General features: G+C 59.2%; 14 protein-coding genes and 1 tRNA gene. 8 read left to right on the top strand and 7 right to left on the bottom strand.

All coding sequences use genetic code 11. The features are described from left to right. Positions 1-532: 532 nt before the first annotated feature. Complete coding sequence (locus tag HMPREF3169_RS03330; protein ID WP_070455671.1) at positions 533-1,939, bottom strand: NAD-dependent succinate-semialdehyde dehydrogenase; 1,407 nt, start codon at positions 1,937-1,939, stop codon at positions 533-535. Positions 1,940-2,113: 174 nt separating this feature from the next. Here HMPREF3169_RS03330 and HMPREF3169_RS03325 point away from each other — a divergent pair, with 174 nt between their 5' ends. Together HMPREF3169_RS03325 and HMPREF3169_RS03320 are read left to right on the top strand one after the other, a co-directional pair. Then, positions 2,114-3,415 carry a TrkH family potassium uptake protein gene (locus HMPREF3169_RS03325; protein ID WP_246815594.1) on the top strand — a complete coding sequence of 434 codons (1,302 nt, stop codon included), beginning with the start codon at positions 2,114-2,116 and terminating at the stop codon, positions 3,413-3,415. Further along, positions 3,408-4,106, top strand: a complete 699-nt coding sequence (locus HMPREF3169_RS03320) for a potassium channel family protein (protein ID WP_179294263.1) — start codon at positions 3,408-3,410, stop codon at positions 4,104-4,106. Before HMPREF3169_RS03325 ends, HMPREF3169_RS03320 begins: the two co-directional genes overlap by 8 nt. 5 nt (positions 4,107-4,111) lie before the next feature. Here HMPREF3169_RS03320 and HMPREF3169_RS03315 read toward each other — a convergent pair whose 3' ends face one another. The 5 genes from HMPREF3169_RS03315 to HMPREF3169_RS03295 are packed head-to-tail and all read right to left on the bottom strand — an operon-like array spanning position 4,112 to position 7,558. Continuing rightward, complete coding sequence (locus tag HMPREF3169_RS03315) at positions 4,112-5,671, bottom strand: polyamine aminopropyltransferase (protein WP_070455670.1); 1,560 nt, start codon at positions 5,669-5,671, stop codon at positions 4,112-4,114. Then, on the bottom strand, positions 5,659-6,057 hold the full coding sequence (locus HMPREF3169_RS03310; RefSeq protein ID WP_070455669.1) for a DUF350 domain-containing protein: 399 nt from the start codon (positions 6,055-6,057) through the stop codon (positions 5,659-5,661). The genes HMPREF3169_RS03315 and HMPREF3169_RS03310 overlap by 13 nt, the downstream gene beginning before the upstream one ends. A gap of 14 nt (positions 6,058-6,071) precedes the next feature. Then, on the bottom strand, positions 6,072-6,461 hold the full coding sequence (locus tag HMPREF3169_RS03305) for a DUF4247 domain-containing protein (protein ID WP_061920038.1): 390 nt from the start codon (positions 6,459-6,461) through the stop codon (positions 6,072-6,074). Further along, positions 6,458-6,940: a DUF2617 family protein gene (locus tag HMPREF3169_RS03300; RefSeq protein WP_070455668.1), complete on the bottom strand. Its 483-nt coding sequence runs from the start codon at positions 6,938-6,940 to the stop codon at positions 6,458-6,460. The genes HMPREF3169_RS03305 and HMPREF3169_RS03300 overlap by 4 nt, the downstream gene beginning before the upstream one ends. Positions 6,941-6,946: 6 nt before the next feature. Continuing rightward, positions 6,947-7,558 carry a DUF4178 domain-containing protein gene (locus tag HMPREF3169_RS03295; protein WP_070455667.1) on the bottom strand — a complete coding sequence of 204 codons (612 nt, stop codon included), beginning with the start codon at positions 7,556-7,558 and terminating at the stop codon, positions 6,947-6,949. Between the two features lie 130 nt (positions 7,559-7,688). On the opposite strand from HMPREF3169_RS03295, the gene HMPREF3169_RS03290 reads away from it, so the two are divergent. The 6 genes from HMPREF3169_RS03290 to HMPREF3169_RS03265 all read left to right on the top strand — a co-directional run bounded on the left by HMPREF3169_RS03290 (position 7,689) and on the right by HMPREF3169_RS03265 (position 11,303). Next, a complete protein-coding gene (locus HMPREF3169_RS03290) occupies positions 7,689-8,081 on the top strand; it encodes an MmcQ/YjbR family DNA-binding protein (protein WP_062042708.1) in 393 nt (130 codons plus the stop codon). 16 nt (positions 8,082-8,097) lie between these two features. Further along, positions 8,098-8,475 carry a YidH family protein gene (locus HMPREF3169_RS03285; RefSeq protein WP_062042705.1) on the top strand — a complete coding sequence of 126 codons (378 nt, stop codon included), beginning with the start codon at positions 8,098-8,100 and terminating at the stop codon, positions 8,473-8,475. Then, the gene (locus HMPREF3169_RS03280; RefSeq protein WP_061920047.1) at positions 8,476-8,793 is read left to right on the top strand and encodes a DUF202 domain-containing protein; all 318 of its coding nucleotides are present in this window, start codon (positions 8,476-8,478) and stop codon (positions 8,791-8,793) included. Between the two features lie 111 nt (positions 8,794-8,904). Beyond that, complete coding sequence (locus HMPREF3169_RS03275; RefSeq protein WP_070455666.1) at positions 8,905-10,467, top strand: SLC13 family permease; 1,563 nt, start codon at positions 8,905-8,907, stop codon at positions 10,465-10,467. Positions 10,468-10,615: 148 nt separating this feature from the next. Further along, positions 10,616-10,688: transfer RNA gene (locus HMPREF3169_RS03270), tRNA-Arg, on the top strand. A gap of 423 nt (positions 10,689-11,111) precedes the next feature. Continuing rightward, positions 11,112-11,303, top strand: a complete 192-nt coding sequence (locus HMPREF3169_RS03265) for a hypothetical protein (protein WP_235590976.1) — start codon at positions 11,112-11,114, stop codon at positions 11,301-11,303. Between the two features lie 60 nt (positions 11,304-11,363). On the opposite strand, the gene HMPREF3169_RS03260 is transcribed toward HMPREF3169_RS03265, so the two are convergent. Then, entirely contained in the window at positions 11,364-12,392 is a 1,029-nt protein-coding gene (locus tag HMPREF3169_RS03260; protein WP_061920054.1) for a prephenate dehydrogenase, read from the bottom strand. Positions 12,393-12,427 lie beyond the last annotated feature (35 nt).

The raw sequence follows: 12,427 nt of genomic DNA, 5'->3' as shown, positions 1-12,427 counted from the left end.
TTTCCGGTGGTTCAAGCGCGGTTAGGGGTAGCTTACTTACGGTAGCGGAAGTATGGTCCTAGGTGGATTCAGGCAAAGCCCAGTTCCACTTGTTAATGACCCTTTTACAGTTAGGACTCCATCATGGAAATCGCATCCACCGTTCTCGAAATCCTCGGCGGCATCTTCGAGGCAATCGCTGAAGGTCTGCAGAAGTAAAAGCTTCTAAAACCTTCAAACGCTCCCGTAGGCTAGTTCAATCGCACTGCCTCCGGGAGCGTTTGCATGTTTTGCGTGGGATGCTGCGCTTGGACTCTTTATCGGTCTTAGGGGCGTCCTTGTGCTGCACCGTGGTTGCCGCTAGGTGGTGAGGTCTAGATGGTGAGGAGTAAATGGTGAGGTCGCCTAACAATAATCACAGCGCTTAACACGAACCGCAGCGGTTACGGGGTGACCTCACCATTTGTGGCCACAGTAAAAGACGAACCCCCGCCCCACCAGTGATGAGCTGGCAGGACGGGGGGTGCGGCTCTGGAAGAGCGGGCTCGTGTACTTACATCGCCGGGGAGAGGCCCGCGTCGTCCTGGCCGCTGACGCGGTAGAGGTGTTCGTTGACGAACTCACCCACGCCCCAGCGCTCGAGCTCGCGGCCATAGCCGGAGCGGTTAATGCCGCCGAACGGGAGGCCGGCAGCGGTGACGGAAGCCTCGTTGACGAAGGTCATGCCGTCGTTAAGCTGCTGCGCCACCTCGAAGGCCTTGTCGAGGTCGGAACCCCACACGGAGCTGGAGAGGCCATAGTCAGAGTTGTTGGCAATCGCGATGGCCTCGTCGATGTCCTTTGCCTTGTAGATGACTGCGACTGGGCCGAAGATCTCGTTGCAGGCGATCTCGGCGGAAGGATCGACGTCGCTAAGCAGCGTTGGCTCCATGTAGGCGCCGTCGCGGTCTACCTTCTTGCCACCCACACGGACGGTGGCGGTGCCATCGGCAACAGCCTTGTCGAGGCGCTCGATGATTTCGTCGCGGGCACCGATGGAGGACAGTGGGCCGATGTCGGCATTCTCGTCGTCGTATGGGCCGACCTTGAGGTTGCCGATCTTCTCCACCAGGTAGTCGAGGGTGCGGTCGTAGAAATCCTCCAACACAATCAGGCGCTTTGGGGCGTTGCAGGCCTGACCGGTGTTGTACATGCGGATAGGTACGAACTGATCGAGGGTCCACTCGAGCTTCTTGTCATCGATGATGATGAATGGGTCGTTGCCGCCGAGCTCCAGCACGGACTTCTTGTAGTTCTCACCCGCGGTCTTTGCCACCGCAGCGCCGGCTGCTTCAGAGCCGGTGAGGGAAACGCCCTTGATGCGCTTGTCCGCCACGAAGGCATCCATCTGGGAGCCGGAAGCGTAGATGTTGATGAAAGCGTCCTTCGGCAGACCTGCCTCTTCCAGGAGATCCTGGCAGGCCTGGGAAGACAGCGGGCAGATGGAAGCGTGCTTGAGCACGATGGTGTTACCCAGCAAAAGGTTCGGCGCCGCGAAGCGGGCAACCTGGTAGTACGGGAAGTTCCATGGCATAACGCCCAGCAGCGGGCCGAGCGGCTCCTTTTGAACAACAGTCTTTTGCGCGCCCTGGGCCGCCAAGTACTCGGGCGCGAGCAGCTCGTGAGCGTGCTCGGCGTACCAGCGGTAGATGTCAGCGACGATTTGAATCTCGCCCTTTGCCCAGCGCGTGAGCTTACCCATCTCACGGCCGATGTGCTCGGCTAGCTTGTCTGCATTTTCTTCATAGAGATCTGCAGTGCGGAAGAGGATGGCTGCACGCTCCTCGATTGAGGTGCGGGACCAGCTCTTGAAGGCTTCCGTGGAGCGGTCCAGGATCGCGTCACGGTCAGAGTCATTGATGCGGTCGAAGGTCTCCTCGGAGAGGCCAGTGTTTGGGTTCTCAAGTGCAAAAGTACTCATGTCCCCTGTGTACCCGCGGTGTGCCGAGCCTTCAAGAAAAATTAGTCACTTATAAAATGGTAAATCGCCCTAACAGGTCTATCATCCCTATTTGTGAAACGAAGATCTTTGCAGAACCGAAGCCGCATCTTTGGCCCTGCACGCGTGACAGCTTTGGGCTTTTTTCTGCTCATCATGCTGGGGGCATTCCTGCTGATGCTGCCATTTTCTACCGAAGGCACGCAGTGGACTCCTCCTTTACACGCTTTCTTTACAGCGACTTCCGCTGTCTCTCTGACCGGTCTTATCGTTGAAGATACCGGCACGTACTGGACTCCCTTCGGCCAAGTGGTAATTATCACCCTCATCCAGCTCGGCGGCTTGGGAATCATGTCGCTTGCCTCCTTATCCGGCATGCTTTTAACCGGACGCATCAGCTTGAAAGCGCGGCGCTCGACGGCCGCCGAGGGCCGCCCCGTAGCCGGCGGCATTCGCCGTACCCTCTTGCTTACCTTTCTCGTCACCCTCGTTTGCGAGGCTGCAGTTGCTGTCCTCTTGGCCCTACGCCTGCATTTCGCACATGGCGTCCCAGTACTGCGCGCGATGTGGGAGGGTGTCTTCCACGCGATTTCGGCATTTAACAACGCGGGTTTTAGTACGTACTCGGACAATATGATTGGTTTTAATACCGATGCGTGGATTCTGCTGCCGGTGGCCTTTGCGCTCATCGTGGGTGGCTTAGGCTATCCCATGTTGGCGGAGATAGTGCGCCGTATCCGCGGCCGGATCAAGCTCGCCCTGCGAGGGCGTGCGCCGCGCGTGCACCACATGTCCATTACCGCGCGGATGACGCTGGTGGGAACTGCCATTTTGCTCTTCGGCGGCATGACGTTTTTCTTGGTGGCCGAGTGGTCCGGCGTGCTGGCAGATATGCCGTTTGGCACCAAGCTGCTCAATAGCTTCTTCATGAGTGCTTCGCCGCGTACAGCGGGCTTTAATGCCATCGACTACGGGCATGTACATTCCATTACCTTGATGGCCTCGGACATCTTGATGTTCATCGGCGGCGGCTCCGCCGGTACGGCCGGCGGCGTGAAAGTGACCACCACCTGCGTGCTCGTTGCGGCGATGGCGGCGGAGTTCCTGGGCCGTGAGGACACCACCATCGGTAAGCGCCGTTTGCCGAATTCGATTACGCGCCAGGCGCTCGCCCTGACTGTGGCCGGTGCGGCAGTGGCGATGTTCGGAGTTGGAACCCTAGTGGTTTTGAACCCGCAATTCTCTACCGACCAGATCACCTTCGAGGTGCTCTCGGCTTTCGCCACCGTTGGTCTGTCCACAGGTATTACGGCCAGCCTGACCGCGCCTTCCCAGATTATTTTGTGCTTCATCATGTACCTTGGCCGCGTTGGGCCGACCACGTTGGTGGCCGCTTTGGCCGCGCGCACAGTAACTCGTCACTATCGCTACCCAGTAGAAAGGCCGTTCATTGGCTAACATCTTCGGCGCGCTGCGCCACGAAAAGCAATCCATCGACATCCCCGCAGTGGTCGTCATCGGCTTGGGGCGCTTCGGTTTTTCCCTGGCGCGTGAACTTATGGATCATGGCGTTGAGGTGCTCGGCATCGACAATTGCGAGAAGTTCGTGCGTGATTATTCGCCGGTTCTCACCGAGGCAGTACAAGCTGATACAACCGACGCCGAGGTCTTGCACCAGCTGGGCATCGACGAGGTGGACCGCGTGGTGCTGGCCATCGGCTCGCACCTAGAGGACTCCATTTTGACCGCCTCAAATTTGGTAGAACTCGGCGTAAAGGACATTTGGGCGAAGGCGGACTCCGACGCGCATGCACGCATCCTGCTGCAGCTGGGCGTACACCACGTCATCCGCCCAGAACGCGACACTGGTCGCCGCATTGCACACTTGCTCGGCGGCAAGTTCGAAGATTTCGCCGAAATCGCTGAGGACTATGGCGTTACCAAGCTCACCCCGCCCGCGCACTTGGTTCAAACCCCACTAGATCCGCAGAAAACGTGGGAAAAACATCGCGTGCAGCTGGTCTCAGTGCGCAAGGACTATGGCCACTGGATGCCTGTTGAGAAAGGCCAGAAATTGAACCCGACGGATCTTATCGTGATTGCCGGCAGCCCCGTCGCCTTGGAGAAGTTCTCCGAGGCTGGGTCTTAGTATTCTTAGTCCCCTGCCTGGCGGTATCCGCGGCGCAGGTCATCGACCACATAAGGATGATCGAGCGTGGAGGCCGGCAGGTTGCGCGGCTGGTTATCTAAGCCGAATGATTGCGCGGCCTCAAGAGTCGCATCATCGAGGTAGCGCAGCGGGGGAGCGTAGTTGGGCACGGAGATTTCCTCCGCGCAGGCCACAAAGCCCCAGTCACCAAAGGTGGGCACGTGCACGTGATAAGGCACGGTGGGGCAGCCGGCGGAACGCAGTGTGGAATCGATACGCCAGAACACATCGGGAGTACTAAAGGCACTGGTTGCCTGCACGACCATCTTGCCGCCGGGAGCGAGCATCTTGTGCGCCATGGTGTAGAACTCTTCCGAGTAAAGGCGGGCCATGGCGGCGGAGTCTGGGTCGGGTAAATCGATGAGGACGGCGTCGTAAAGCGTGTGATCACCGCCCGAACGCAACCAGGTAAACGCGTCCTCGTTGAGGATCCGCACGCGCGGATCTTCCATGGCGCCCCCGTTGTCCTCGCGCAGGACCGTGTTGGCCACGTTCACCACCTCGGGATCGAGCTCGACCTGGGTGAGCTTAAAGTCCATCTTGAGCAGCTCGCGCGCGGCTAAGCCATCGCCGCCGCCAATGACGAGCACTCGCCCGCCTGGCTTGGCAGGCAGCACGGGATAGACCAGGGACTCGGTGTAGCGATACTCATCGCGGGAGGAATACTGCAGGCCGCCGTTGAGATAGAGGCGTGAATCCTTGCCGCGTTTGGTCACCACGATGTCCTGGTAATCCGAGGTATGGGCGTAAATGACAGGATCATCGTAGAGCGATTGCCGGGCGGTTACCACTATGGATTCGCTGCGGATGATGAGAGTAAGCAGCAAGGCGATAGCGCCCAGCAGCGCGAGGACATGCATTAGAAGCTGCTTGCCGGAGAGCACCGTGCGCAGTAGAAGCAGCGCAACCACGAGTGCGGCGATGAGGTTGACTAAGCCGGCCGCAGCGGTGCCACGAATCATGCCCAGCCACGGCAGCAAGATAAATGGCCATGCCAAACCGCCCAGCAGGCCGCCGACGTAATCCGCGAAGTTGAGGTTGGCTACCACCGAGCCGGAATCCTCAGCATTCGAGGTACGCCCGCGCTGAATCAGCGTCATAAGCAGTGGCACTTCCATACCCACCAAAATGCCAATGAGCAGCGTCGCTACGACCAAAATGAGGGTGGACTGGCCCACAAGCGCGAAGACCATGTAGAGCACCACGGCGCTCACGCCGCCGCACAGGCCGAGCAGAGTTTCGACGATGAGGAAAGAACTCGCCGGCCACGACAAGAATGGCTTGGCCATTAACGCGCCCAAACCCAAGGAGGCGACGTAACCTGCCACGATCAGCGAGGTCTCTACAATGCCGCCGCCGTTGAGGCTCGTGGACAGCGTCAGCAAGGCCAGCTCGTAGACCAAGCCCGAAGCTGCGCAGATACAGACGGAGATAAGCAGAGCTACCCGCCAGGCGCGCGAGCGGACCAGCGAATCTGCGGCGGGGGAAGCGTTTAGGTCAGGCATGCGGCATTAATTGCGCCGATGACGATGAGGATGACGCTCGCGCAGAAGGCGCCCGCGCGGGGCTTGGTATCTTCCACCAGATCCCGGAAACGGCCGGGGATAAGCGCCTCCAAAATGACCAACGCTAGTGCCTGCAGCACGATGCCGACTAGGCCGTAGACAGCGGTTTCTAGCAGTTCAAAAGAGTGCACGATGGCGGTAACCAGCACCGCTCCCAGGGCAATCTGCTGGGCGGAAGCGATGACCGCAGCGTTGACGTGATGATCAACGAAGACAGCGCGGTAAAGCTTGCCCGGGGTGAGCAGATCCAGAACTACGAAGCCGGCAAGTAGCAGCACCGCTGCAATACCGAAATAAGCAAAGGTGGCCAGGATTGAATCGAGCATGAACTAAAGCCTTTCTATTTCACGCCGCCGGAAGAGCCGGAGGAGCCGCCGGAAGAACGGGAAGGGGAGGAGGGACTAAAACCGGGACCTAAGAAGATATAGGTGCCGTCGTGGAAGTGATCGAGATTTTCCACGCGCACTGAACAGTTCTGCGGGCCAGTGGGCTCGACCTTGACAATCTGCTTGCGGTAGCGCAGGTACTCTGTGCCCGTTGCGGGATCGAATTGGCGCGCCTTCGGCTTATGCTCTGCTGCAAGGCGGTTGGCCTCTGCCTGAACATTGTTTGCCTGACAGGTGCCTGACCTGATGGGAGCGCCAGTAACGCCGGGTGAAGTCAGACCGCCAATTACTGCGAAAAGTACGGCGAAGACCAGTGACCATTTCCAGCCTTTGTCATAGTTCATGGAACCCACCTACTTGTAGTCTTCACGATTATTTCTTCTGCAGGGTACATATGTACCGTTTCCCACTCGAAGCCTGCGCAGCCTTCGGGTGCGGTGCCCTTGAGGGCGGTGACGTGGTAATCACCCTGCCCGGGAAATTGCGCAGAGTGCCAATCCGTGCCCGATACCCGTTGAAATTCTGCGGCGAAGCCATCCGCCCCATGCTTGGCGACGTCCGTCTTCAGCTCGTAACCCATCATCTCACCGTAGGCCTGCGGCAGCGGACCCTCACAGTGGCAGGAGATCTCCTCGCGGAAGAGTAGCGTCTTGCCGCGATAAACGCTGGCAGTATGCGAAGCGCCGATGATATCCAGCTCAAGCCGCAGGCCATTGGAACCGTGAAGCATGGTCGTGCTTAACGCCTGCGGGCGCGGGCCGTTTAAGCGCAGCCCCAAGTCAGCGGCACTGACGTCCGCGCTGGGGCAATCTAGAACCTCCACTGCGGCCTATGCCTTCGGAGCTGGGTACACGGTGAACTCACCCGGCAGCATGGTGCGGCCGGTGGATACCTCCCAGCTGTCATTGTTGGCCCAGCCCTCAAAGCCCAGCAGCTTGTCACCCGCGGAATAATCTACGTAGCGCATCTCGCCGGACTCTGGCAGGCCGGTGGTGCCGGTGGAGGTGTAGCGCGCATGGCCGCGCTCGTCCTCACTATATGTAACTCCCTCGAATTCCACGGTGCCGCGATCTGGCGTGACGCCGGCGCCCTTGCGGGAGGTCCACCAGGTGAGATTGAGCTGGCCTTCATCGACCTCGACTCCCAGCCAGGAGGAGTTATCTCCACCGTCGAGCAGGTATTCGTACCAGTAATAAGGGCCCTCATTTAGGGTCAGGGTGCCGCGGACGACGTAGTCGGTGGCGCCGTAACGGATGATTGCACCCGGACCAAGATTTTCTGGATTGAACTCGTTTTGGCCTTTGGCCTCAGCGAAGTAATCCTTGGAGAAGGTATCGCCCGTCTCCTGCGCGCTAGCCGCCTTGGCTTGGCGCGATTTAAAGAACATGTAGATAGCCGCGATTAACAAAACCACGGCGAGCAGAAAGAAAATCTTGTTCATGACTGGCCCTTTATTTTTGCTTAGCTTAGGTCTGTAGCAGTCACCTTAGCCCACGCCTTGGACGTCCGATAGTCCTACGCATTAAGCTGGGGAATTGTCGTTTTCAATTCGATGGATTTTAGGTCGGCGTATGAACGAAAAAGAGCTTATTTCTATTGCGAGCGATGCTGCAGCAGAACTCATTGACGCCGAGTCCTATCCCTTCGTCGAAGGCTGGCGAGCCTGGCGGGTGCGCGGAAAGTGGTTCATGCTGGCCACCACCATGCCTGCGAATAAGCCCTTCGGTGGAAAGAAAGCCATCATTCTCAAAGCTCCGCCGGAGGATGTCACCGCTTTGCAGGCTGGTTATGCCGACATCGGCCCTGCGTATCACATGAATAAGCGGCACTGGTACACCGTGTATCCCGGGGATTCAATAAACCCCAAGTTAGTTCGGGAGCTCGTCCAGGAATCCTATGCCGCGGTGGTGCAAAAGCTGCCTAAGGCGCAGCGCCCTGCCGGGTGGCAAGAGGCAGTGCGTTAAGGAAGTATAAGACGCAATGGATAAATCTAATGGCCGGTTCCCACGCTTTGTCTATGAAAAGGGCACAGAGCCCGATCCGCGTTTCAGCATGGCCAACGAGCGCACGTTCTTGGCATGGATTCGTACCTCGCTCGCTTTCATCGCAGGCGGCGTTGCACTGCAGGCTTTCGACCTCCCGATTCACGGCACGCTGACCCTCATCATCTCCGTGATCATGCTGGTGGTCGCCATCGTCTTGCCGGCGGTGGCGTGGACGCATTGGGCGGCGTCGGAAAGCGCGATGCGTGAGCAAAAGCCCCTGCCGCCGAATGTCGCGATGCCTCTGCTCGTGTTGGTGGTGCTGCTTATCGGCGTGCTGATCCTGGTAGGTCAGCTCGTGGGCGCGGGGGCGTAAATGTATGACCCAGGGCTGCAGCCGGAGCGCACCCGGCTGTCGTGGCAGCGCAGCCTTTTGGCGTTCGTGCTGGTGGTTCTGGTGGTTTTGCGCAGTGAGCTGCCGTGGACCATTGCGGAGCTCATCGCCTTCGTGGGCGGCGCGGGTGCCTGCGCCTGGCTGGGTTGGCGGGTGCGCCGCCGTAACGCGCTTTACGACGCCGCCCTTCACACCGGCGGCGCCCTCCCCGGTGCCGCGGCGCTGGCGGGCCTAGCCGTGGCCGTGATGCTGCTGGCAGTGCTGGCTCTGGTGGGCCTTGGTGGGGGTAACCGCGTTTAAAAACCGATTTTTTCTTTGGTTCAAAGTTGTATGGTGTTCGCAAACGTGGGTATTGCATGGTTCACATTTTGCTTATCCCCGCGTGCTAGAAGGTTTGGCAAGGAGAACTGAATGACGACCCCGCAAACACATGAATCAACAGCACACGTAGAAGGCGAAGAAGATCACGGCGTCGACAAGCGCGAATGGCGCCGCATGCTTATAGGCGTGTTCCTAGGCTTGGCGCTGGCCGCCCTGGTGTGGTTTATTTTTCCGTCGAATGCGGTGGATACCGTGCTGCAATCCTCGGGCGCGGACCCGGAGGAAACCTATACTTATGGCGCGATTCGCGCGGTTGCGGCGGTGACCATCCTGATGGGCGTGTGGTGGATGACCGAAGCAATTCCGCTGGCAGCTACGGCACTTTTGCCTTTGGTTATCTTCCCGCTGGCCGGCGTGGGCACCATTAAGGAAGTTGGCTCGCCTTATGCTTCGGCGACGATCTTCTTGTTTATGGGTGGCTTCCTCATTGCGCTCGCGTTGCAGCGTTGGAACTTGCACCGCCGCATGGCCCTGGCGGTGGTGAAGGTGGTTGGCACCTCGCCAAAGCGCATTGTGCTGGGCTTTATGCTGGCAACCGGCTTTTTGTCCATGTGGGTCTCAAATACGGCGACCGCGGTAGTCATGCTGCCTATCGGTACCTCCGTGCTGGCGCTGACCGCAGACACCGTGGGTGGCATGGCCAAGCAGAAGAAGTTTGCAACGGCGCTGATGCTGGGCATTGCGTATTCTGCGTCCATTGGCTCCCTGGGCACGCTGATCGGTACTCCGCCGAACGCTCTGTTGGCCGGATATATGAAGGAATCTCACGACATCGTCCTCGGCTTTGGCAAGTGGATGATCGTGGGAATGCCGCTGGCAGTTATCTTCCTGTTTATCGCATGGCTGTTGTTGGTGACCATCTTCAAGCCGGAGATGGACCGTATTCCTGGCGGCAAGGAGCTAATTGACCGCGAAATCGCAGCTCTTGGTCCGTGGACTGCTCCGCAGATTCTCACCGGCATCATCTTCCTAGGCGCAGCTATCGCCTGGGTGGTCGTTCCTTTCTTGGTTGGCGAGGACTCAAACTACGACGATGCCATCGTCGGTATTGCTGCCGGCCTGCTGCTGTTTATCATCCCGGCCGACGCTAAGACGCTGGACTGGAAGACCGCGAATGAGATGCCGTGGGACGTCCTGCTTCTTTTTGGTGGTGGCCTGTCTCTGTCCGCGATGTTTAACAACTCGGGCCTATCTCTGTGGATCGGCGAGATGGCTAAGGGTCTCGGCGGCCTGCCCACGGTGCTGCTCATCGCAGCAGTTGCGCTGCTGGTTCTTTTCCTGACCGAGATCACCTCCAACACGGCAACGGCGGCGACCTTCCTGCCCATCATGGGCGGCGTTGCGGTTGGCATTGGCCTGACCGAGGGCGGCGAGATCAACATCCTGCTGCTGACCATTCCGGTGGCGCTCGCGGCAACCTGCGCGTTCATGCTGCCGGTGGCAACCCCGCCGAATGCCATTGCATACGGATCGGGTTACGTGAAGATTGGCGACATGATCAAGGGCGGCGTCGGCCTCAACCTCATTGGCTGCGTGCTGATTACTCTCACGGTCTACCTGCTGGCCGTGCCGGTCTTTGGGCTGGTGCTTTAAAGGCTGGTGTTTAAGTGCAGTTATCGACAGGTTAACAACGCGTAAAAACGTGTGTTGGCCTGGCGATTTGCCGCCTTTAAAGAACGGCACTATAGTTAATCCACGTTGCAGCGAGAGATTGCACAGCAATCAAACGCAGTAGCGGTTAGCGCCCGTAGCTCAACGGATAGAGCATCTGACTACGGATCAGAAGGTTGGGGGTTCGAATCCCTCCGGGCGCACAAAATTTTCTCGCGGTTTCCTTCTTGGAGGCCGCGAGATTTTCGTTTTGTATGGGTGGCGCGAAGGAGGCGCTTGGTGGCTCTTGGCGGCGGCGCGGAGTCAAATGGTGAGGCCAGCCAGTCAAATGGTGAGGTGTAGATGGTGAGGTGACCGCTCACCAGCCACGGGCGTTAACACCAGCCACTTCCGTTGCGGGTCGACCTCACCATTTGCGATTTGCAGCCGCAGGGGCCGTGCAGAGAACCTGGTGCCGTGCAGAGAACCTGGTGCCGTGCGAAAGACCTGCGGGGCGCGGAAGCTGCTGCGAGAGAGGCCGCGGCGTACGATGAGACCGGAACCGCTTTACGAGACCTCATTTTTAGGTGCTTAGCTTCATGGCCAGTAAAAAGTTTGCCTTCGCCACGGGAACTAGAAAGGTGAGCGTGAACAACAACAAACTCGTGCCCTGCTTGGTAGCGGGCGCAATCCTCGGCGTGGTGCTGTGGGTTGCCTCGGGAATGCTGGTGCTTTTCCCGATTGGGCTCGCGCTGGGCCTTCTGGGACTTCCCATCCTTGCGGTGAGCAGGGATGAATCGAAGTCCCGCAAGCGGCGCGACGATACGTTCCGTGACTAGACGGGGCGGGAAGGCTAGACAGGGCGGGAAGCCTAGACAGGCCTAGAAGACTAGACGGGGCTAGAAAATCTCGATTCGCCCGCCCAAAGACTCCGACTGACGCAGCTGCGCCACCCAGTTCGGGCCACCAGGATGTAGGCGCAGTACCGGCCGCGAGGAAATCTTGACCGGGGAGACCGATTCCTTGCGGGCGCCGGAGCGTGCCTCAATGCGGGTGCGGGCGCGGAAGCCATTCTCCGCGAGTTCAGCAACAGAGGGCTGCTCAGCGGCGAGAGAGTCGCGCGCGTCCTGGAGGAGCTGCAATGCTTCATCGAGGGCGTCGACAAGCGCGGGTGCGTTGGTCTCACACATCTGCCGCACCAGCTCCGGGGTGGTACCGGCCACGCGGGTGCCGTCCTTGAAGGAGCCCGCGGCCAAGGACTGCGCGAGGATGCCGCCGTTGTCGCCCACCACAGCGAGGGTTTCAGCGAAGACGTGCGGCAGGTGAGAAATGCGCGCCACCGCGGCATCGTGATTTGCCACGCGCACGGGGACGGCCTCGGCGTGCACCATCTGCGTCATACGCACCACATCGGAGAAGGTCTCAATCCACTTCTTCGGGATGCGCTCCCCGCGGGCCTCGCACTCGGCGGCGTAGTCATAGGTAATTGCCCATGCTGCACGCTTAAAGAGCTTGGTCTGCGAGTGGTCCCAGCCTGAGTTTTGAGTGCCGGCCATCGGGTGGCCGCCCACGTAGCGCGATTCCATGCCGCGCTCCAAGAAGAGATCACGCACCTCAGTCTTCACGGAAACTACGTCCGTGATGCCACAGCTCGGCGCGTGCTGTTGAATCTCGTCCAAGACCGAAGCGACCGCTTTCATCGGGGTAGCGATGACGATTAGTGCATTGTCTGCCTCCGCGCGGGTCAAAATTGCCTGCAGGTCATCGGTGACGTCATAGCCCGCTTTGATGGCGCTGCGGGCACCGGAAGTCGAGTGATTATAGCCATATACTGCGTGTTTGCTTGCCACGAGATCGCGCAGCAGGGAACCGCCAATAAGGCCTAGGCCGATGATGCATACGGGTCGTTGAACGTCTTGAGAACTCACGGTGACAATTCTGGCACAACACGACTAATCTCACG

This window comes from Corynebacterium sp. HMSC08C04, assembly GCF_001807495.1.
Lineage (GTDB): Bacteria > Actinomycetota > Actinomycetes > Mycobacteriales > Mycobacteriaceae > Corynebacterium > Corynebacterium simulans.
The sequence above is the reverse complement of the archived record's forward strand: the minus strand, read 5'-3'. Positions and strand labels throughout refer to the sequence as shown.

Excerpts from the sequence above, each read along its gene's own strand:
- HMPREF3169_RS03330 (WP_070455671.1), bottom strand. The coding sequence starts at position 1,939 with ATGAGTACTTTTGCACTTGAGAACCCAAACACTGGCCTCTCCGAGGAG.
- HMPREF3169_RS03325 (WP_246815594.1), top strand. The coding sequence starts at position 2,114 with ATGCTGGGGGCATTCCTGCTGATGCTGCCATTTTCTACCGAAGGCACG.
- HMPREF3169_RS03315 (WP_070455670.1), bottom strand. The coding sequence starts at position 5,671 with ATGCCTGACCTAAACGCTTCCCCCGCCGCAGATTCGCTGGTCCGCTCG.
- HMPREF3169_RS03310 (WP_070455669.1), bottom strand. The coding sequence starts at position 6,057 with ATGCTCGATTCAATCCTGGCCACCTTTGCTTATTTCGGTATTGCAGCG.
- HMPREF3169_RS03305 (WP_061920038.1), bottom strand. The coding sequence starts at position 6,461 with ATGAACTATGACAAAGGCTGGAAATGGTCACTGGTCTTCGCCGTACTT.
- HMPREF3169_RS03295 (WP_070455667.1), bottom strand. The coding sequence starts at position 7,558 with ATGAACAAGATTTTCTTTCTGCTCGCCGTGGTTTTGTTAATCGCGGCT.
- HMPREF3169_RS03290 (WP_062042708.1), top strand. The coding sequence starts at position 7,689 with ATGAACGAAAAAGAGCTTATTTCTATTGCGAGCGATGCTGCAGCAGAA.
- HMPREF3169_RS03285 (WP_062042705.1), top strand. The coding sequence starts at position 8,098 with ATGGATAAATCTAATGGCCGGTTCCCACGCTTTGTCTATGAAAAGGGC.
- HMPREF3169_RS03280 (WP_061920047.1), top strand. The coding sequence starts at position 8,476 with ATGTATGACCCAGGGCTGCAGCCGGAGCGCACCCGGCTGTCGTGGCAG.
- HMPREF3169_RS03275 (WP_070455666.1), top strand. The coding sequence starts at position 8,905 with ATGACGACCCCGCAAACACATGAATCAACAGCACACGTAGAAGGCGAA.